At 67.4% G+C, this 18352-nt stretch carries 21 protein-coding genes; 6 read left to right on the top strand and 15 right to left on the bottom strand.

Going from position 1 to position 18352, the window contains the following annotated elements; genetic code table 11:
* Window positions 1-3: 3 nt before the first annotated feature.
* The 4 genes from purB to ACO2SS_RS21105 all read right to left on the bottom strand — a co-directional run bounded on the left by purB (window position 4) and on the right by ACO2SS_RS21105 (window position 4527).
* Window positions 4-1311, bottom strand: coding sequence for an adenylosuccinate lyase (purB, locus tag ACO2SS_RS21120; RefSeq protein ID WP_423279798.1), 1308 nt, complete (start codon window positions 1309-1311; stop codon window positions 4-6).
* 156 nt (window positions 1312-1467) lie between these two features.
* A complete protein-coding gene (rpe, locus tag ACO2SS_RS21115; RefSeq protein WP_423279797.1) occupies window positions 1468-2151 on the bottom strand; it encodes a ribulose-phosphate 3-epimerase in 684 nt (227 codons plus the stop codon).
* 607 nt (window positions 2152-2758) lie between these two features.
* Complete coding sequence (locus ACO2SS_RS21110) at window positions 2759-3766, bottom strand: P1 family peptidase (protein ID WP_423279796.1); 1008 nt, start codon at window positions 3764-3766, stop codon at window positions 2759-2761.
* A 74-nt stretch (window positions 3767-3840) separates the two neighbouring features.
* Complete coding sequence (locus ACO2SS_RS21105) at window positions 3841-4527, bottom strand: LysE family translocator (RefSeq protein WP_423279795.1); 687 nt, start codon at window positions 4525-4527, stop codon at window positions 3841-3843.
* Window positions 4528-4859: 332 nt separating this feature from the next.
* Here ACO2SS_RS21105 and ACO2SS_RS21100 point away from each other — a divergent pair, with 332 nt between their 5' ends.
* On the top strand, window positions 4860-5423 hold the full coding sequence (locus ACO2SS_RS21100) for a hypothetical protein (RefSeq protein ID WP_423279794.1): 564 nt from the start codon (window positions 4860-4862) through the stop codon (window positions 5421-5423).
* A gap of 741 nt (window positions 5424-6164) precedes the next feature.
* Here the strand turns inward: ACO2SS_RS21100 and ACO2SS_RS21095 are convergent.
* The 8 genes from ACO2SS_RS21095 to ACO2SS_RS21060 all read right to left on the bottom strand — a co-directional run bounded on the left by ACO2SS_RS21095 (window position 6165) and on the right by ACO2SS_RS21060 (window position 12351).
* A complete protein-coding gene (locus tag ACO2SS_RS21095) occupies window positions 6165-7292 on the bottom strand; it encodes a branched-chain amino acid ABC transporter substrate-binding protein (RefSeq protein WP_423279793.1) in 1128 nt (375 codons plus the stop codon).
* 129 nt (window positions 7293-7421) lie between these two features.
* On the bottom strand, window positions 7422-7775 hold the full coding sequence (locus ACO2SS_RS21090; protein ID WP_423279792.1) for a DUF6867 family protein: 354 nt from the start codon (window positions 7773-7775) through the stop codon (window positions 7422-7424).
* Between the two features lie 7 nt (window positions 7776-7782).
* Window positions 7783-8088, bottom strand: a complete 306-nt coding sequence (locus tag ACO2SS_RS21085; RefSeq protein ID WP_423279791.1) for a type II toxin-antitoxin system RelE/ParE family toxin — start codon at window positions 8086-8088, stop codon at window positions 7783-7785.
* Window positions 8067-8300: a hypothetical protein gene (locus tag ACO2SS_RS21080; RefSeq protein ID WP_423279790.1), complete on the bottom strand. Its 234-nt coding sequence runs from the start codon at window positions 8298-8300 to the stop codon at window positions 8067-8069. Before ACO2SS_RS21080 ends, ACO2SS_RS21085 begins: the two co-directional genes overlap by 22 nt.
* Before the next feature lie 49 nt (window positions 8301-8349).
* The gene (locus tag ACO2SS_RS21075; protein WP_423279789.1) at window positions 8350-9132 is read right to left on the bottom strand and encodes an ABC transporter ATP-binding protein; all 783 of its coding nucleotides are present in this window, start codon (window positions 9130-9132) and stop codon (window positions 8350-8352) included.
* Window positions 9129-9983, bottom strand: a complete 855-nt coding sequence (locus ACO2SS_RS21070; protein WP_423279788.1) for an ABC transporter ATP-binding protein — start codon at window positions 9981-9983, stop codon at window positions 9129-9131. The genes ACO2SS_RS21075 and ACO2SS_RS21070 overlap by 4 nt, the downstream gene beginning before the upstream one ends.
* Complete coding sequence (gene livM / locus ACO2SS_RS21065) at window positions 9983-11434, bottom strand: high-affinity branched-chain amino acid ABC transporter permease LivM (protein ID WP_423279787.1); 1452 nt, start codon at window positions 11432-11434, stop codon at window positions 9983-9985. Before livM ends, ACO2SS_RS21070 begins: the two co-directional genes overlap by 1 nt.
* Window positions 11434-12351, bottom strand: a complete 918-nt coding sequence (locus ACO2SS_RS21060; protein ID WP_423279786.1) for a branched-chain amino acid ABC transporter permease — start codon at window positions 12349-12351, stop codon at window positions 11434-11436. Before ACO2SS_RS21060 ends, livM begins: the two co-directional genes overlap by 1 nt.
* Before the next feature lie 214 nt (window positions 12352-12565).
* Here ACO2SS_RS21060 and ACO2SS_RS21055 point away from each other — a divergent pair, with 214 nt between their 5' ends.
* Entirely contained in the window at window positions 12566-13036 is a 471-nt protein-coding gene (locus tag ACO2SS_RS21055; RefSeq protein WP_423279785.1) for a CoxG family protein, read from the top strand.
* Between the two features lie 7 nt (window positions 13037-13043).
* Here the strand turns inward: ACO2SS_RS21055 and ACO2SS_RS21050 are convergent, their stop codons facing one another.
* The 3 genes from ACO2SS_RS21050 to ACO2SS_RS21040 form a co-directional block, all read right to left on the bottom strand.
* Complete coding sequence (locus ACO2SS_RS21050; protein WP_423279784.1) at window positions 13044-13520, bottom strand: DUF6644 family protein; 477 nt, start codon at window positions 13518-13520, stop codon at window positions 13044-13046.
* A 22-nt stretch (window positions 13521-13542) separates the two neighbouring features.
* Entirely contained in the window at window positions 13543-13905 is a 363-nt protein-coding gene (locus tag ACO2SS_RS21045) for a DUF6152 family protein (RefSeq protein WP_423279783.1), read from the bottom strand.
* A gap of 102 nt (window positions 13906-14007) precedes the next feature.
* Window positions 14008-14589, bottom strand: a complete 582-nt coding sequence (locus ACO2SS_RS21040; protein ID WP_423279782.1) for a DUF1003 domain-containing protein — start codon at window positions 14587-14589, stop codon at window positions 14008-14010.
* 208 nt (window positions 14590-14797) lie between these two features.
* Here ACO2SS_RS21040 and ACO2SS_RS21035 point away from each other — a divergent pair, with 208 nt between their 5' ends.
* The 4 genes from ACO2SS_RS21035 (at window position 14798) to ACO2SS_RS21020 (ending at window position 18342) form a co-directional block, all read left to right on the top strand.
* Window positions 14798-15238, top strand: coding sequence for a hypothetical protein (locus ACO2SS_RS21035; RefSeq protein WP_423279781.1), 441 nt, complete (start codon window positions 14798-14800; stop codon window positions 15236-15238).
* Between the two features lie 89 nt (window positions 15239-15327).
* The gene (locus tag ACO2SS_RS21030) at window positions 15328-17331 is read left to right on the top strand and encodes an acetyl-CoA carboxylase biotin carboxylase subunit (RefSeq protein WP_423279780.1); all 2004 of its coding nucleotides are present in this window, start codon (window positions 15328-15330) and stop codon (window positions 17329-17331) included.
* Window positions 17332-17482: 151 nt separating this feature from the next.
* Window positions 17483-18037 (top strand): gamma-glutamylcyclotransferase family protein, encoded by a 555-nt coding sequence (locus ACO2SS_RS21025; protein WP_423279779.1) that lies wholly within the window; start codon window positions 17483-17485, stop codon window positions 18035-18037.
* Window positions 18034-18342 carry an acylphosphatase gene (locus tag ACO2SS_RS21020; protein WP_423279778.1) on the top strand — a complete coding sequence of 103 codons (309 nt, stop codon included), beginning with the start codon at window positions 18034-18036 and terminating at the stop codon, window positions 18340-18342. The genes ACO2SS_RS21025 and ACO2SS_RS21020 overlap by 4 nt, the downstream gene beginning before the upstream one ends.
* Window positions 18343-18352 lie beyond the last annotated feature (10 nt).

Genomic DNA, 18352 nt, shown 5'->3' with positions numbered 1-18352 from the left:
GCCTCAGCTCGCCCCGAACACCCGGCGGAAGATCGTGTCGACGTGCTTCAGGTGGTAGCCGAGGTCGAACAGCTCCTCGAGTTCCGTCGCGGAGAGTTTCGAGGAGACGTCCGGGTCCTTTTTCAGCAGCGTGAGGAAGTCGCCCTCGCCGCGCCAGACCGGCATGGCGTTGCGCTGCACCCAGGCATAGGAATCCTCGCGGCTGACACCCCGTTGCGTCAGGGCGAGCAGCACGCGCTGCGAGTGGATGAGCCCGCCGAGGCGATCGAGGTTCTTCCGCATGTTCTCGGGATAGACGAGCAGCTTGTCGACGACGCCCGTCAGGCGGGCGAGGGCGAAATCGAGCGTCACCGTCGCGTCCGGGCCGATCATGCGCTCGACCGAGGAATGGGAGATGTCGCGCTCGTGCCAGAGCGCCACGTTTTCCATGGCGGGCATCGCATAGGCGCGCACCATGCGGGCGAGGCCCGTCAGGTTCTCGGTCAGGACCGGGTTGCGCTTGTGCGGCATGGCGGAGGAGCCCTTCTGGCCCTCGGAGAAGAACTCCTCGGCCTCCAGCACCTCCGTGCGCTGCATGTGGCGGATCTCGATCGCGAGCCGCTCCACGGAGGAGGCGATCACGCCGAGCGTGGCGAAGAACATGGCGTGGCGGTCGCGCGGGATGACCTGGGTCGAGACCGGCTCCGGCTCGAGGCCCAGCTTCTCCGCCACGTATTCCTCCACGCGCGGATCGATATTGGCGAAGGTGCCGACCGCCCCCGAGATGGCGCAGGTCGCGACCTCGCGCCGGGCGAAGAGCAGCCGCTGCTTCGCGCGGTCGAACTCGGCATAGGCCTGGGCGAGCTTGAGCCCGAAGGTGACGGGCTCGGCATGGATGCCATGCGAGCGGCCGATCGCCGGGGTCATCTTGTGCTCGAAGGCCCGGCGCTTCAGCGCCGCGAGCAGCGCGTCGAGATCGGCCAGCAGGATGTCGGCGGCGCGCACGAGCTGGACGTTGAGGCAGGTGTCGAGCACGTCCGACGAGGTCATGCCCTGGTGGACGAACCGCGCCTCCGGCCCGACATGCTCGGCAAGGTGGGTCAGGAAGGCGATGACGTCATGCTTCGTCACCCGCTCGATCTCGTCGATGCGGTCGACGTCGAACACGGCCTTGGAGCCACGCTCCCAGATCGCCTCGGCCGCCTCCTTCGGAACGACGCCGATCTCGGCCAGCGCCGAGGTCGCATGCGCCTCGATCTCGAACCAGATGCGGAACCGGGTCTCGGGCGACCAGATGGCCGTCATCTCGGGGCGGGAATAGCGCGGGATCATTCTTGTGTCCTCGGGCCGGCCACGCCGGCCTGTGTCATGGTCGGGCTTGACCGGGCCACCCCGCCGTCATCGCGAGGAGCCTCGGCGACGAAGCGATCCACCCAGCGACGGATGGATTGCTTCGCTCCGCTCGCAATGACGCCGGAGCGCATCGGATCAGGCCCAGGTGCCGGTCGCTCGTTCGGCCGCCTGGCGGATGCCGGCGAGATTGTCGCGGTAGCGCTCCGGGCCGCCCTTCAAGGCGGCGGAGCCGGCGACGAGCACATTGGCGCCGGCCTGCGCGGCCGCGGGCGCCGTCTCGGCCGTGATGCCGCCATCGACCTGGATGTCGATCTCCCGCCCGGCCGTCATCGCCGTGATGCGACGGATCTTTTCGCACACGGCCGGGATGAAGGCCTGGCCGCCGAAGCCGGGATTGACGCTCATGACCAACACCAGGTCGACGAGGTCGAGGACCGGCTCGATGGCGCTCTCCGGCGTTCCGGGATTGATGGCGACGCCGGCCCGTTTGCCGAGAGCCCGGATCGTCTGCAGCGAACGGTGGAGATGCGGCCCGGCCTCGGTGTGAACCGTGATGATGTCGGCCCCGGCCTCGGCGAAGGCCGCGAGGTAGGGATCGGCCGGCGCGATCATCAGGTGGGCGTCGAGCGTCTTGCCGGTCAGCCGGCGGACGGCCCGCACCATGTCAGGTCCGAAGGAGATGTTGGGGACGAAATGACCGTCCATGACATCGAGATGGATCCAGTCGGCCCCGGCGGCATCGAGGTCGCGAACGACATCGCCGATGGTCGCGAAATCGGCAGACAGGATCGACGGGGCGAGAAGGATCGGCTTGGTCATGGGATGTCACGCGGTACCACCCGCATGCCGCGCGGGCAACGACGGGCCGGGTTCTGGCAGCTCTTTACGGGCGATTAACCACGCCGGCCCCATCACAGGATCAGCGTATCAGGCGATTCCGGGATGCTGCGATCCGGGAATGGCAGGAGGATGGTATCGGGGGAGTGCAGGATCAAGGTGAGGATGCGGGCGGTGCAGCAAGGTGTCGTCTGCCCCGGATGAGCCGGGCGCCGGCTCGACCCTGACTGGTGAGCGCGACCTGGAGCGGCTTGCCTCGTTCGTTTCCCAGGGCCCCCGTTGAGCGGTTGCCGGACTGGCCCTGGTCGCGCCGGGGGAGGGGCTTTCGGGCAGGTGAAGGCGCCACGAGGCCCGGCGCAGTGGTCGGGAGCAGAGAGGCGCCGAGGGGGGAGTCGCCCATCGGGTGAAGAGGGTGTCCGCGATGAAGCTTAGCCCGGTTTCCTCCACGGCGATCGAGGCTCCTTCAGGCAGCGCGCGAGGAGCCTGATGTACCATCGAAGCCGCGCCTTCTAAGCTTTTGCCAAGACGGCGGTTTCCGGGATGGGCACACAATCCGGATGAACTGCATCCGTTGCAGGAGAACTCGCGCCTAACCCCTTGAGCGGCCGAAGCGATCCGCCCAGGCCGGCAGCGCTTCCGGAAAGGGCAGGGCGGTCGCCGCATGGACCCCGCGGGCGATGGCCCGCGCGAGGCAATCGGACGCTGTCGCGCCCAGCTCCGTCAGGAGGTCGAGCCCGCCCTCGGCCGGCCGTCCCAAGGTCGAGACCGCAAAGACCGTGTCACCGTCCATCGGTGCGTGGGAGAGGCTGAGCGCCTTCGCGAGGCCCCCCTGGGCCATGATGGCCAGCCGCTTCGCCTCGGCTTTGCTGAGGGTGGCATCGGTCGCCACTAGGCAGATCGTCGTCGCAGGCTGCTGCTGTCCCTTCCAGCGGAAGCGGCGGGCATCCGCCGGAACGTTCGTCGGAATGCCCAGCCCGCCGAACTCGCCATCCCGCTCGAAGGGGGCTGCCCAGAAATGCGGCCCGCCATCGATGACGGCCGAGCCGATCGCGTTCACGCAGGCGAGGGCGCCGACATTGTAGCCGCGGGCGGTGGTGGCGCTCGCCGAGCCGAGACCGCCCTTCAGATCCACGGTGGTCGCGCCGTATCCGCCGCCGGCCGTCCCGAGGGCAAAGCTGTCGGCGGCGGCCTCGCAGGCCGCGTAGCCGAGCTCCCGATAGGGCGGGAAGCGGCCCCAATCCTTGTCACCGCCGTTCAGGAGATCGAACAGCACCGCCGTCGGGGCGATCGGCACGCGCGCGGACGCGACTGGGATGCCGCGGCCATGCTCGTTGAGCCAGGCCTGGACGCCGGTGGTCGCGTCCAGCCCGAAGCCGGATCCTCCTGACAGGACGATGGCGTCGATCCGCTCCACCGCCCGGTCCGGCTCGAGGCATTCGAGGTCGCGCCCCGCCGGGCCGCCGCCCGCGACGAAGACGGAGGCGACCGCCGGGCGCTCGAAGAGCGCCACCGTCACGCCGCTCGCGAGCCTCGGGTCCTGCGCATTGCCGACCCGGATCCCGGGCACATCGGTCAAGAGGTTGCGGCAGCTGGTCATGCCGCGACAGAACCGGATTCGCCCCGGAGCGTCAAAGGATCCTGCGATCCTCCCGTCCGGGGATCCTGGTGCGCTTACTTCGCGGCGACTGCGACCGCGGCCCCGGCCATGATGGCGCCGCTCGTCCGGTTGATGGCGCGGACGGCACGCGGGCTGGTGAGAAGGCGGCGGGCGCGCGCCGCGAGCACGATGTAGAAGCCGAAGACGAGGGCAAGGACGCCGAGCAGGATCGCGGCGAGTTCCGCAAAGCCGAGGAGCGTGATCCCGGCCACGTCGATCAGGTTCGGCACCAGCGCCAGGTAGAACACCATCACCTTCGGGTTCCCGAGCGTGACGGCGAGGCCTGCCAGGAACAGCCGCCAGGACGGGTCCGGGCGGGGGGCGGCCTCCGCCTGCGCGCGGATGGCGGGTGCCGTCCAGAGCTTCCAGGCCAGGAACAGGAGATAGGCGGCGCCGGCGAATTTCAGCACCAGGAACACGCCGTGGAAGGCCTGGGCGAGGGCGGAGAGCCCCGCCACGGCAACGGCCAGCCAGACGACGTCGCCGATGGCAAGGCCGGCCGTGAAGGCGACCGCGCCGGCCGTTCCCCGCCCGAGGACGCGTGCGACCAGGGCCGCGATCCCCGGACCGGGCGATGCCGCCGCAACGAAGAGGGCGCCGGCGAAAAGCAGGAGGGCATCGAGGCTCATGGCCCGAGCATAGGCCAGATGACCGTCGCCGCGTAGGGGGAGCCGGATCGATGCCAGCCGCCAGGAGGGCACGGTCGGGTCCGGCGGCGAGCCCGTCGGGCTGCGTGGCTGCGAGGGCCTAGTCCGCCCAATGTAGCAAATGTACCTTACATGATGGCGAGTGCCATCAAGAGTTTTTGTGCAAGCACCGGGGGTGGCGGATCACCCGGTGTCCAAGCTACGAACGGCGAATCCACAGCCGCGGGTTGCGGGTGGTAAGTGGCTATATGTCGCCGCTTCAGATACTTCGGTGGATTGCGAGCCGGGCCGTTTGGATTGCGGTCGTCCTACTCGCGCTTAACGTCGAGAAGTTGGCGGAGTCATCCGGCTGGGATCAGTTTCTGGCAAGAAACTGGAGCCCCGCCGTGGATAGTGTCATCAACGCCCTCCAGTCGGCAGTGGTTCAGTATCCCGCCGCTATCCTACTTGGATTCTGTATTGGCGTTTGGCTCGACGCCATCCTCCGTAAGCGGGAATTCGAGTATGAGCAGATTGATCGTAACAAGCTCGCCGACGAGATCGAGATTGTAGCCCGCAAAATTAGTCAGATCGCAGCCGACGGGGCAGCGGCCGAAGTTATTGGGTGGGAGCAAGACTCTCAGGAACTGATGGCTCAGCCAAGCGGCACTAGGCATCTTACGCGTGATCGCGCGACCGCGGCACGAGGACGCGCTCTCGAAAAGTACGGCGAATATCATTTCCCGATAGAGACGCTCCTCGCGAAGGCTGCCAAATGCGTTTCGCTAGATCGGTCAGACCTCTGGCGCGTAAGCCACATTCTCTCCTCCGGTCGGGACATTGGAGAGATGGCCCGGTTTCTCGCGGTAATCGCAATCGAATTGCGGCACCCTCAACCAACGTTACCCATTCGCGATAGGCATAGTGAACAGGTGCATAGAGCAGCTATTCCGCCGCCATCGTCGTCTTAATTCCAGTAGCGACTAAGCATGGAATCAAAACGCGGCCGTGCATACGAAGCGTTTTCCGTTACGATCTCGGATATGATGCGGCAACGATTTCTAGATTGTTGATGTCGTGAAATTATTAGCGTTGGAATCAGGCGCCTATGCCGTGATTTCGAGGCACAGGATCGGATATATGTCCGTGAGCCTAGCGGGCGTGATGCAGCCTGCAATTGAAACCAGGTCGAGGTCAGCTCTGGCCTGGGCCAGCTTGCGCTGATGAGCTACGATGCTCGCCTTGTTCTCCGTCTGATTGGGACGGAGCTTGGTGACGGTTCAGATCTCCGCCATCAGAGCGGGTCAGCAAGGAGAGCGTTGTGGCTTGGATCAGTGTGAACGCGGTCGGCTTTGGCTCGGAGCCGGAGCCGGTTCTGATCAACACGGATCAGATCAGGTTTCTCCATCGAACTCGGATCACGAGCGTTCAGACCGGATCCGTCATCCACTTCGAACAGGGCCACTCCGTCACTTGCGTTGAGAGCGCCGCGGTCGTTGAAAAGCTGATCGACGAAGCAGAGCATAGGCGTTGACAAACGCCATCTTCCACATTGCGTTTTGGTGTAGTTGATACAATGCCGCCCCTCCCTGAGGCCGGCTTGGTGCCGGGCCCCCGTCACCCGGAGCTCCAACACAGGGGAGGGCCGGCAAACGAAAAGGCCCGCCGTGAGGCGGGCCTGATCGCGTTCGCGAGTTGCGTGAGGGCTCGGCCTACATCCCGACTTCGTTGCCGGAATAGTCGATCTTGCCGTCGGCGCCCTTCTTCCAGACATACATCACGTAGTCCGGCCGGGTGATGTCGCCCTTCTTGTCGAAGGAGATGTCGCCGATGACGGTCTTGAAGACCTTACCCGAGTGCATGTAGTCGGCCATCTTCTTCGGGTCGGTCGACTTCGCGGCTTCCGCCGCCTGGGCGAAGATCTGGACGGCGGCGTAGCTGTAGAGCGTGTAGGCCTCCGGGTCGTAGTTCTTGGCCTTGAACTTGGCCACCACGTCCTTGGCGTTGGGGTTCTTCCGGGCGTCCGGCCCGAAGGTCATGAAGGTGCCCTCGGCGCCCGGCCCGGCGATCTGCACGAACTCCTTGTCCGTGATCCCGTCGCCCGACATCATCGGGGCCTTCAGGCCCTGGTCGCGCATCTGGCGGATGATGAGGCCGGCCTCGGTGTGCAGGCCGCCGAAATACACGACGTCGACGTTCTGCTGCTTCAGCTTGGAGACGAGCGCGGAATAATCCTTCTCGCCCGTGTTGACGCCCTCGTACATCGCGGCCTTCAGGCCCTTGCTCTCCATGGCCTTCTGGGTCTCGTCCGCGAGGCCCTTACCGTACGGGGTCTTGTCGTGGATGATGGCGACCTTCTTGCCCTTGAAGTGGTTCGCCAGATAGGCGCCCGCGACCGCGCCCTGCTGGTCGTCCCGTCCGCAGGCGCGGAACGTGTTCCACATCTTGCGGTCGGTGTATTTCGGGTTCGTGGAGGCCGGCGAGATCTGGATGATTCCGGATTCCTGGTAGACTTCCGAGGCCGGGATCGACACGCCGGAGTTGAAGTGGCCGACCACCCACTTGACGCCGTCCGCCGCGAACTTGTTGGCGAGCGAGACGCCCTGCTTCGGATCGGATGCGTCGTCCCCGACCTGGACGGAGATCTTCTGGCCCAGGACGCCGCCCTTGGCGTTGATGTCCTCGACAGCCTGCTCCGCGCCGTTCTTGAGCTGCGCCCCGAAGGCGGCATTCGCGCCCGTGATGGGACCGGCGACAGCCATCTTGATCTGCGCCTGCGCGGCCCCGGACACGGCAAGGCCGAGGCCAAGCGCGAGACCGGTCAACAATCCTGTCTTCATTGCCACGTTCTCCCCTGAAGGGTGTTGGGCCGGAACAACTCTCCGGCGCCGGCAGCTTCAACCGCCGTCCGGAGCAATCTTGCCGTTTTCGGGGCCGTTGTCACCGGGGCGAGACTGAGCAAAAGGTCGTCACACCTGCGCCTTCTCGCGCCACGAAAGCGGGCCGGCGGGCTCGTAGAGCCAGCTATATTGCCGCGTCATTTGCCGGGCCCGGAAATAGCGGTAGCCGAGCGAGGCGATCGCCGCGACCACGACGAGGTCGACCAGGTAGAAGCGGAGGTTGAGGAAGCTGCCCTCGAAGAGCGCGTGGTGGATGAAGCGCACCGCGAGCGCCAGCGGCAGCGACCACAGCAGCACCTGCCAATAGGGCCGCCAGGTGAGCGCCAGGGCCCGTCCCGTCATCCAGGCCGTCCAGCCGCCGAGCACGACCGTGACGAGGATGAACAGCCAGGCGGAGGATTCTTCGTAGAGGATGCCTTGCATCTGACGATCATGCTCTCGGGCGGTTCTGGGCGGTGTGATAAATGCCGATGATCAGGACCCGATCTTCGTCCCGGTCCACTTCATAGACAAGCATGTAGGGCAGGTCCGCGAGAGCGAACCGCCTCGTCCCCGACGCGGCGTGCCGACGCCCCAGATCCGGGAATGCCGCAATTCGCTTTGCGACCTGTTGGAGGCGGACCGCGACGCGCCGGGCCGCCATGGGGTCCCGCTCGCGAATGTAGGCGCCAATCTCCTGGAGGTGTTGGGTCGCTTCCGTAGAATAGGCGAGCCTCAAAGGCCGAAGCTGCGCCACGTCGCGGCGACCTCTTCGTCCGTTGCAAGCCGAACGCTCCCGTTCCTCAGGCCCGCCTGGATGCGTGCCACGTCCTCCTCCTGCTCGGGAGTGAGGTCGTACTCGGGGCTATCCTGATCCAGCAGTGCGAGAATGATCTCGGCAGCCCTGTCCTGGTCCGCCGCCGGGCGCTCCCGCAGACGGGACAACGCTTTCTCGAGGAGCTCAGTCATAACGGGAATCTATCCCTCCGCTGCGCCATCGGAAAGGGCGGCCCTCCCGTCAATGCCGCCCGCCTTCCAGATAGGCCGCCTGCACCTGGGGGTTCGCCAGGAGTTCCTTGCCGGTTCCGGACATGGTGATCGTGCCCGTCACCATCACGTAGCCGCGGTGGGCGAGCTTGAGCGCGTGGTAGGCGTTCTGCTCCACCAGGAACACCGTCATGCCCTCGCGCTCGTTCAGCTCGCGGATGACGCTGAAGATCTGCTTCACGATCAGCGGCGCGAGGCCGAGGGAGGGCTCGTCCAGCAGCAAGAGGCGCGGGCGCGCCATCAGGGCCCGGGCGATCGCCAGCATCTGCTGCTCGCCGCCCGACATGGTCCCGCCGCGCTGGTGCAGCCTCTCCTTCAGGCGCGGGAAGATTCCGAGCATCCGCTCGAGGTCGCTCTGGAAATGCGCGAAGTTGTCGAGCGAGGCCCCCATCTGGAGGTTCTCGTAGACCGTCATGCGCGGGAAGACGCGCCGGCCTTCCGGCGACTGGGCGATGCGCAGCCGCGCGATCTCGTGCGTGGACAGGGCCGTGATGTCCCGGCCGTCGAAGGTGATGCGCCCGCGCCGCGCCCGCGGATTGCCGCAGACCGTCATCATCAGGGTCGACTTGCCGGCCCCGTTCGCGCCGATCAGCGTGACGATCTCGCCTTCGAACACGTCGAGGTCGACGCCTTTGAGGGCGATGATGTTGCCGTAATAGGTCTCGACCCCGCGTACCGACAGGAGAAGGCGTTTCTGGGCGGCTTCCGCGGCGCGGGTCTCCTCGACCAGGACGTTAATGCCGGCGACGCTCATGCCCGGGCCTCCACGCCCACCTCGGCCTCCACGTGTTCGACCTCCTCGTCCTCGACGCCGAGATAGGCGGCGATGACCCTCGGGTCGCTGCGGATCTCTGCCGGGAGGCCGTCGGCGATCTTGGAGCCGTAATCCAGCACCACGACGTGGTCGGAGATCTCCATCACCACCGACATGTCATGCTCGATCAGGAGGAGGGAGGTGCCCTGCTCGGAGCGGATCGAGAGCAGGAGATCGTTGAGCTCCAGGCTCTCGCGCGGGTTCAGGCCGGCCGCCGGCTCGTCGAGGCAGAGCAGGACGGGTTCGGTGCACATGGCGCGCGCGATCTCCAGGCGGCGCTGCGCCCCGTAGGGCAGGTCGCCCGCCGGATCGTCGGCCCGGTCGACGAGCCCTGTCATCTCCAGCCAATAGGTCGCCTTCTCGACCGCCAGCTTTTCCGCCCGCTTGAAGCTCGGCAGCCCGATGAGCCCGGCGAAGGTGAGGCCGGAGGCGAGCATCAAGGGGTTGTGCTGGGCGACGAGCAGGTTCTCCAGCACGGTCATTCCGGAGAACAGCCGGATGTTCTGGAAGGTCCGGGCCACCTTCGCGCGCCAGCTGATGGCGTGCCCGGGCAGCCGCTCCAGGAGGTGGGTGGCTCCGGAGGGATGGCGCAGGCTGATCATGCCCTCGGTCGGGCGGTAGAACCCGGTGATGCAGTTGAACACCGTCGTCTTGCCGGCGCCGTTCGGGCCGATCAGGGCCGTGATGTCCCGGCGGCGGCAGGAGAAGGAGAGGTCGTTGACGGCGACCAGGCCGCCGAACCGCATCGTGAGGTGCTCGACATCGAGGATGTTGTCGGACGCGGAGGCCATCAGCCGTGGCCCTCCTTCACGAGGGAGCCCGAGATCGATTTCCGCTCCTTGAACACGACGGAGGGCTCCCGGACGGAGATGAGGCCGCGGGGACGCCACACCATCATGGCCACCATGGCGAGCCCGAACAGAAGCAGGCGGTACTCGTTCGGATCGAAGCCCTCGCCGAACACGGCCTTGAGGAAGCCGAGGTTGCGCAGGAGCTCCGGGCCGCCGACCATGGCGATCGCCGCGATCGCGACGCCCACCTGGGACCCCATCCCGCCCAGGACCACGATCGCCAGGATGGTCGCCGATTCCAGGAAGTTGAAGCTCTCCGGGCTGATGAAGCCCTGGCGGACGGCGAAGAAGGAGCCCGCGAAGCCGCCGAACATCGCCCCGATCGCGAAGGCGGTGAGCTTCGTGTTGGTCGTGTTGATGCCGAGGGAGCGGCAGGCGATCTCGTCCTCGCGCAAAGCCTCCCAGGCGCGGCCGACCGGCAGCCGCCGCAGCCGCAGCGTGACGAGGTTGGTGACCAGCGCCAGGACGAGGATCAGGTAGTACAGGAAGATGACGCGCTGCATCGGGTTGAACTCGAACCCGAACCGGGCCGCGAACCCGTCCTCGTCCGCCGTGAAGGGGATTCCGAAGAAGGTGACGCGCGGGATGGAGGAAATGCCGGCGCCGCCGCCCGTCACGTCGACCCAGTTGATCAGGACGAGGCGGATGATCTCGCCGAAGGCGAGGGTCACGATGGCCAGGTAGTCGCCGCGCAGCCTCAGGACCGGGAAGCCGAGCAGGATGCCCCAGAAGGCCGCCAGGATGCCGGCCAGCGGCAGGCAGATCCAGAACGAGAGCCCGAATGTCGTGGACAGGAGGGCGTAGGAATAGGCGCCGACGGCGTAGAACGCGACGTAACCGAGGTCGAGGAGGCCGGCGAGCCCGACCACGATGTTCAGGCCCCAGCCGAGCATCACATAGGTCAGGACCAGGATGCCGAGATCGATCCAGTAGCGCGACTCGGCGAGGCCTCCCTTCATCATGTAGACGGCGAGCGGGAAGGCGAGCGCCATCCCCACGAAGAGGGGCGACGCGAACCTCGCCAGGCCGAAACCGGATTGCTTGGTGGGATCGGCGGAGACCGTGACGGTCGCCTTCCGGGTCCTCGCCCGGCTGAAGAGGCCCTGGTCGCCGCCGAGCAACCCGATGGCGATCCGCCCGAAGAAGACCAGCGCGCAGGCGACGATCACGACGTTCCAGCGCGGGACCAGGATCAGGCCGCCCGTCGGGCCCTGTTCCGTCCGCAGCAAGATGATCGGCACCGAAAGGCCGAACATCAGCAGCGCCGCAAGGCTGGCGCTCTTCAGAGTGCCGGCGATGTCGAGGGGCTTGCGGTCGGCGAACGGCACGTCGCCTCCGGTCAGCGCCGCATCGGAGGTCGGCGCGACGGAGGTCGGGTGGACGGCCGACATCAGACCTTCTCGACCTCGGGCCGGCCGAGGATGCCCGAGGGCATGAAGGTGAGCACGATGGCCAGGATCGAGAACGCGGCGACGTCCTTGTACTCGATGGAGAAATAGGCCGACCACATGGTCTCGATGAGCCCGATGATGAGCCCGCCGAGCACGGCGCCCGGAAGGGACCCGATGCCGCCGAGCACCGCCGCCGTGAAGGCCTTCACGCCCGGCACGAACCCGTCGGCGAAGTTCACCACGCCATAATAGAGGAGGTACATCGTGCCCGCGACGGCCGCGAGCGCGGCGCCCATGACGAAGGTCAGGGAGATCGTGCGGTCGACGTTGATGCCGATGAGCGCGGCCATCTTGCGGTCCTGCTCGCAGGCGCGCTGCGCCCGGCCGAGCGAGGTCTTCTGCACCACATACCAGAACATGGTCAGGAGCACCGCCGTGACCACCATGATGATGATCTGCTTGTAGGAGAGGGCGACGACGTAGCCGTTGCGCTCGAAGAGCGGGATCACCTCGCGCACCATCGGGGGCGTGGGCTTGTTGCGGGCGCCCTGGGCCACCTGGACGAAGTTGGACAGGAAGATGGACACCCCGATCGCCGAAATGAGCGGGGCGAGCCGGAAGGATCCTCGAAGGGGCCGGTAGGCGAGGCGCTCCAGGGTCCAGCCCCACAGAGACGTCAGCACCATGGCCAGGATCATGACGATGAGCAGCGCCAGGGCGACCGAGGAAATGCCGATCCAGGTCGTCAGGACAAGGAAGAAGATCAGCGCGATGAACGCCGAAAGCATGAAGACGTCGCCGTGGGCGAAGTTCACCATGCCGATGATGCCGAACACCATCGTGTACCCGATGGCAATGAGGCCATAGATCGACCCCAGCGTCAGCCCGTTGATGAGCTGCTGGACGAATACTTCCATGCGCCGCCGCTACTCCAGATCGCATTCATGGTTGAGATGAATGCCGTCACGGGAATCGATCATGCACGGAACGGGCCTCCGATCCAGCACGACACTTGGCTGAGTCTGGCAGCAAACCGCGGGCCAGCGCCGGATTCATGCTGCGGGACCGCTTCCCTGCCGGGGACCCGGATGGCAAAAGGCCGGGGAAGCCGAGAGAGCGGGAGCGAACGACATGGCGATGACGATGAACGGGGCGGTGACGCTGCCCGCGGACCGCGCGAAGGTGTGGGAGGCGCTCAACGATCCCGAGATCCTGAAGCGTTCGATTCCTGGCTGCCAGGAGCTCGAAAGGACGGGGGATAACGGGTTCGCGGCCGTCGCCAAGCTCTCGGTCGGCCCGGTCAAGGCCACCTTCAAGGGCAACGTGACCCTGTCCGACATCGATGCGCCGAACGGCTACACGATTTCCGGCGAGGGCCAGGGCGGTGTCGCGGGCTTCGCCAAAGGCGGCGCCAAGGTGCGGCTGGAGGATGCCGAAGGCGGCGGTACGATCCTGAACTACGATGTCGAGGCGCAGGTCGGCGGCAAGATCGCCCAGCTCGGCGGCCGGCTGATCAACGGCGTCGCGAAGAAATACGCGGACGAATTCTTCGCCAATTTCGCCAAGGCGCTGGAGCCGGAAGGCGCCGCCCCGGCCGCCTGATCCCGCCTCACGTATAGGCGATCATCCGGCCGAGGGTCGCGACCGATAGCCAGATGGCGAGCGAAGCCGCCGCGACCGCGCGGCCCGCCAGGCTCGGGCGCTCGTCCCACCCGTCGAGCTGCTTTCGCCAGGCGAGCCGGAAGGCGAGCGCATTGGCGAGGCCGAGCGCGACCAGGGCGAGCTTCCACCGGAACGTGTTGGAGGCCGCCAGAGACGCGGCGTCGGCCGCGAAGAGGCCGATGCCCGTGAGGGCTGCGATGAGCAGCCCGGCCACCGCCAATGGCGTCAGGAAGCGCGCGAGCGCCGCGGTCGGGATTGCCTGCCCGAGACCGCATAGGCGCAGGTCGAGCACGCCGATCCCGCCGACCAGCAGGACCAGCCCGAGCAGGTGGAGGACGTTGAGCCACGCATAGGCAGGCCCTCGTGCCCAGGCCCCGAGGTCCGATGCCTGGACGGCTGCGGCTCCTTCCGCGAGCCAATCCACGCCGGGCGGATCCCTGGACGGCTCAGCGCAGCTCGATCGTCTTCCCGGCCACCGTGATCCGCTCCAGCCGCATCTCCGGCGTGCCGTCGGTCCGCGGGTAGCCCTCGACGGTCGCCGTCGTGCCGTCCTTGAGCATGTCGCGGGTGAGCCCGCGCGATTCCATGCGGCTCGTCGGGGCGAGTATCACGGCCCAGCTCTTGCCCTGGTAATCCATCTGCGCCTCCGCGTGCGGATTGCGCCAGGCCACGGACTTGAGCGGGCCCGTCGCCTTGATGGCCTTGGCCGAGTCGTAGGAGCTCCAGCCGTGGTGGGCGAGGGCGGCTACCGGGACGATGACGGCCAGCGCCAGCGCGGCGAGGGCGGTGCGGGTCGGACGATCTCGCATAAGGGGATCCCCTCTCGATCACGATCTGAGCGCCCACTATGGCCGAGCTGCGCCACGGGACAAGGAGGGCTCACGCGGCCTTGATGGGCCGGGCGGGAAGGCTCACGACCCCTCGCGCTCGCTTTCCTCGATCTCGTCGAGGACGGCGTCCGGCGCGACATCCTGCTTCAACTCTTCCAGCTGCGGGTCGGTCGCGCCCTCGATGCCGAGCTTCGCGGCGATGCCGCTGGTGAGCGCCACCACCTTGGTGATCTCGTGCTCGGCGAGGAGGCTGATCTGCAGGTCGAGGTCGGCGCGCCGGTCCGCGGCGGCGGACATGCGGTTCTGGCTGATCAGCACGAAGGTCGACAGGAAGATCGCCTCGACGGAAGCCGAGGTGCCGAGGATGACGAAGCTCTCGTCCCATTTCGGCAGGATCGGCAGGAGCCCGCTGTTCACGGCCGCCCAGATCCCGAACACGACCATGTGGATATAGACGAACGTCATGCTGCCGGCGAAGCGCGTGATGGCGTCGGCGACGCGCTCCTGCCGGCTCGCCTCCCGCCGCTCTCGCTCCCGGCGCTGCGTGAGTGCGTGGATGTTCCGCTCGAGGGTCGGGCCCAAGCCCTTCGGCTGAGGCGGCGGGAAGATCGGCGGAGATCGGCCGCCTGCCGTCCCCGGGCGGTCCTCGCTTGCGCCTGCCACGTCATGCCCTCCGGCTGCGTCGCTCAATCCCGATCCGGCGAGATCGGTTCCCGGCAGCAAGAAACAGGCAACCACGCCTCATCAGCCCTGTTTAACCTGAACGGGGATTCAGATTTGCGAGTTAACTGCGGCAAAACGGAGGTTGCGCAAAGGTCAACGCATCAAATAGTCACGAGAGCCAAATAAAAGGCTCCGGGAGAGACATCAAATGGTCAGGTGGTCACTCGAGAGCTTTATCAACTCGACGATCGCCCGCGGCGAGATTTCACGCGCCGACGTGAATTCTCTGCGGCGGGACGTGCTGCCGAATGGGATCGAGAGCCGCGATGAAGCGGATGTTCTCATCGCGCTCGACCGCGCCATCTTCGACAAGGACGGGGACTGGGCTCCCTTCCTGATCCAGGCGGTCGTCGATTTCGTGGTCTGGTCGTCGCGGCCGACCGGCCGGGTGGACCGCGACGCGGCCGAGTGGCTCGTATCATCCCTCGGCTGCGGCTCGGGCCCGACCCGGAACGCCGTCGCGATCGCCTTCGAGGTGATCCGCGAGGCCGAATCCACCGACGAGGCGCTGGTCACCTTCGTCATGCGCTGGCGGGCGCGGGAGAGCGCGGTGCTCGCCCACGGCCGCGCTCCGGAGCTCGTCTTCTGATCGGCTCGCTTCCCGAACGGGGCAGGGTGCGCTAACGGGACCGGGTCTTTCGTGTGACGCGACCGCGTCCCGCTCCAGATCGAGGGCCCATGTTCGAGAAGATCCTCATCGCCAATCGTGGCGAGATCGCCTGCCGCGTGATCAAGACGGCCAGGCGAATGGGGATCAAGACCGTCGCGGTCTATTCCGAGGCGGACCGCGACGCGCTCCATGTCGAGATGGCGGACGAGGCCGTCGCCATCGGGCCGGCCGCGGCCGCCGAATCCTACCTCGTCATCGACAAGATCGTGGAAGCCTGCCGCCAGACCGGCGCCCAGGCCGTCCATCCGGGCTACGGCTTCCTCTCCGAGCGCGAGGCCTTCCCGCGGGCGCTGGCCGAAGCCGGCATCACCTTCATCGGCCCCAATCCCGGCGCGATCGCCGCGATGGGCGACAAGATCGAATCGAAGAAGGCCGCCGCGGCCGCGAAGGTCTCGACCGTCCCGGGCTTCCTCGGCATCATCGAGAGCCCCGAACACGCGGTCAGCATCGCCGACGAGATCGGCTACCCCGTGATGATCAAGGCGTCGGCGGGCGGCGGCGGCAAGGGCATGCGCATCGCCCATTCCGCCGGCGAGGTCGCCGAGGGCTTCGCGCGGGCGAAGTCGGAGGCAGCGTCCTCCTTCGGTGACGACCGTGTCTTCGTCGAGAAGTTCATCACCGATCCCCGGCACATCGAGATCCAGGTGATCGGCGACAAGCACGGGAACGTCATCTATCTCGGCGAGCGCGAATGCTCGATCCAGCGCCGCAACCAGAAGGTGCTGGAAGAGGCCCCGTCGCCGCTCCTCGACGAGGAGACCCGCCGCAAGATGGGCGAGCAGGCCGTCGCGCTCGCCAAGGCCGTCGGCTACGATTCGGCCGGCACCGTCGAGTTCGTGGCCGGGCAGGACAAGAGCTTCTACTTCCTGGAGATGAACACCCGGCTCCAGGTCGAGCATCCCGTGACCGAGATGGTGACCGGGCTCGATCTCGTCGAGCTGATGATCCGGGTCGCGGCCGGCGAGAAGCTGCCGCTCGCGCAAGCGGACGTGAAGCTGGACGGCTGGTCCGTCGAGAGCCGCGTCTATGCCGAGGACCCGACGCGCGGCTTCCTGCCCTCCACGGGCCGGCTCGTCACCTATCGTCCGCCGGCGGAAGGCCCGGTCGATGGCGGGGCGGTGGTCCGCAACGACACCGGCGTCTTCGAGGGCGGCGAGATCTCGATCTACTACGACCCGATGATCGCCAAGCTCGTGACGCATGCGCCGACGCGCCTGCAGGCGATCGAGGCCCAGGCGAAGGCGCTCGACGCCTTCGCGATCGAGGGCATCCGCCACAACATCCCGTTCCTGTCCGCCCTCATGGCGCATCCGCGCTGGCGCTCGGGAACGCTGTCCACCGGCTTCATCGCCGAGGAATTCCCGGACGGCTTTTCCGAGACGCCGCCCTGGGGGGATGTCGCCCGCACGATGGCGGCGGCCGCGGCCGCGATCGACCACCTTCTGAACGAACGCAAGCGCGGTATCTCCGGCCAGAGGCGGCCGCAATCGGTGCGGTTCGAGCGCGATCGCGTCGTGCTGCTCGGCACGGAGCGGCACGAGCTGACCGTCGAGGACCACCCGGCCGGCATCGTCGCGGCCTTCGCGAACGGCCCCCGCCTCGAGGTCGCATCCACTTGGCGCCCGGGCGAGCCCGTCTGGACCGGCTCGGTCGGCGGCGAGGTGGTGTCCGTCCAGGTCCGCACCATCCCGAACGGCTTCCGCCTGTCGCATGCCGGCACCTCGGCCGATGCCCGGGTCTATACCCGCCGCGAGGCGGAGCTCGCCGCCCTGATGCCCGAGAAGGTCGCCTCGGGGGCCGGCAAGGCGCTGCTCTGCCCGATGCCTGGCCTCGTCAAGGCGATCCAGGTGAAGGCCGGCCAGGAGGTGAAGGCCGGCGAGCCGCTCGCCATCGTCGAGGCCATGAAGATGGAGAACGTCCTCCGCGCCGAGCGCGACGCGACGATCGCCAAGGTCCTGGCCAAGGAGGGCGAGAGCCTCGCGGTCGACGCGGTGATCCTCGAATTCGCGTGAGGTGTCACCTCTCCCCGCAAGCGGGGAGAGGTCGAGTCGGCGGCCACGCCGACCGGGTGAGGGGGCGCGCCCCCAGCTCTTCCCGGTCCCCTCATCCGGTCGCACTCACGTGCGACTCGACTTCTCCCCGCATGCGGGGAGAAGAGAAGGCATGCCCCTCTACTTCGCCTATGGCTCCAACATGGACCGGGCCGCCATGGCGCAGCGCTGCCCGGCCTCCAGGCCGGTCGGGCTTGCCCGGCTGCCGCGGCATCGGCTCGTCATCATGCGCGAGGGCTACGCCTCGGTCCTGCGTGACCCGCGCCGCGAGGTCTGGGGCATGCTCTGGGACCTCGCGCTCGCCGACGTGCCGGCGCTCGATCGCTACGAGGGCGTCGCCGGGGGGCTCTACGCCAAGGTGCAGCAATCCGTGCTCTCCGCCGCCGGGGCGCGCCGCGCGCTCGTCTATGTCGGCCGCAATGCCGGACCCGGCATCCCGCGACCGGGCTACATGGAGGCGGTGCTCGATGCGGCGCGCGGGGCGGCGCTGCCCGAGCCCTATCTGCGCGAGCTGGAGCGGCTGTCGCCCCGCGTGCAGAAACCGGATGCCATACAGCCCCGGCCCGCCGCACGGCAGGGACGGGAGGCGGGAACCGTGACGCCTCGCCGAACGTCTCCGCTCGAACCGGAGCGCGATCCTTCTGCGGGATGGAACTGGGACGGATGAGCGAAGACGGCAACCGCATTCTCCTCCGCACGATCGTCCGCGGGCGCGTGCAGGGGGTCGGCTTTCGCGCCTGGACGCAGCACCAGGCGCAGCTCCACGGCCTCGAAGGCTGGGTGCGGAACCTGCGCGACGGCGCCGTCGAGGCCATGCTCGCCGGCCCCGGCGATCGCATCGAGCTCATGCTTAAGGCGCTCCGCGAGGGCCCGCACGGCTCCCGCGTCGAGGCGGTGGAGGAATACCCCGCGAACGAGGCCGAGTTCGGCGATCCGATCGACGGCGGCTTCGAGATCCGCAGGACGGCCTGAGGCTGGCCGT

Origin of the sequence: Enterovirga sp. CN4-39 (genome assembly GCF_049446235.1) — a bacterium.
Taxonomy (GTDB): domain Bacteria; phylum Pseudomonadota; class Alphaproteobacteria; order Rhizobiales; family Beijerinckiaceae; genus Enterovirga.
The sequence above is the reverse complement of the archived record's forward strand: the minus strand, read 5'-3'. Positions and strand labels throughout refer to the sequence as shown.

Coding starts and splice junctions, on each gene's coding strand:
- ACO2SS_RS21095 (WP_423279793.1), bottom strand. CDS start 7,292: ATGAAGACAGGATTGTTGACCGGTCTCGCGCTTGGCCTCGGCCTTGCC.
- ACO2SS_RS21045 (WP_423279783.1), bottom strand. CDS start 13,905: ATGCGAGATCGTCCGACCCGCACCGCCCTCGCCGCGCTGGCGCTGGCC.
- purB (WP_423279798.1), bottom strand. CDS start 1,311: ATGATCCCGCGCTATTCCCGCCCCGAGATGACGGCCATCTGGTCGCCC.
- ACO2SS_RS21055 (WP_423279785.1), top strand. CDS start 12,566: ATGGCGATGACGATGAACGGGGCGGTGACGCTGCCCGCGGACCGCGCG.
- ACO2SS_RS21075 (WP_423279789.1), bottom strand. CDS start 9,132: ATGAGCGTCGCCGGCATTAACGTCCTGGTCGAGGAGACCCGCGCCGCG.
- ACO2SS_RS21020 (WP_423279778.1), top strand. CDS start 18,034: ATGAGCGAAGACGGCAACCGCATTCTCCTCCGCACGATCGTCCGCGGG.
- ACO2SS_RS21090 (WP_423279792.1), bottom strand. CDS start 7,775: ATGCAAGGCATCCTCTACGAAGAATCCTCCGCCTGGCTGTTCATCCTC.
- ACO2SS_RS21070 (WP_423279788.1), bottom strand. CDS start 9,983: ATGGCCTCCGCGTCCGACAACATCCTCGATGTCGAGCACCTCACGATG.
- ACO2SS_RS21025 (WP_423279779.1), top strand. CDS start 17,483: ATGCCCCTCTACTTCGCCTATGGCTCCAACATGGACCGGGCCGCCATG.
- livM (WP_423279787.1), bottom strand. CDS start 11,434: ATGTCGGCCGTCCACCCGACCTCCGTCGCGCCGACCTCCGATGCGGCG.
- ACO2SS_RS21035 (WP_423279781.1), top strand. CDS start 14,798: ATGGTCAGGTGGTCACTCGAGAGCTTTATCAACTCGACGATCGCCCGC.
- rpe (WP_423279797.1), bottom strand. CDS start 2,151: ATGACCAAGCCGATCCTTCTCGCCCCGTCGATCCTGTCTGCCGATTTC.
- ACO2SS_RS21060 (WP_423279786.1), bottom strand. CDS start 12,351: ATGGAAGTATTCGTCCAGCAGCTCATCAACGGGCTGACGCTGGGGTCG.
- ACO2SS_RS21080 (WP_423279790.1), bottom strand. CDS start 8,300: ATGACTGAGCTCCTCGAGAAAGCGTTGTCCCGTCTGCGGGAGCGCCCG.
- ACO2SS_RS21110 (WP_423279796.1), bottom strand. CDS start 3,766: ATGACCAGCTGCCGCAACCTCTTGACCGATGTGCCCGGGATCCGGGTC.
- ACO2SS_RS21030 (WP_423279780.1), top strand. CDS start 15,328: ATGTTCGAGAAGATCCTCATCGCCAATCGTGGCGAGATCGCCTGCCGC.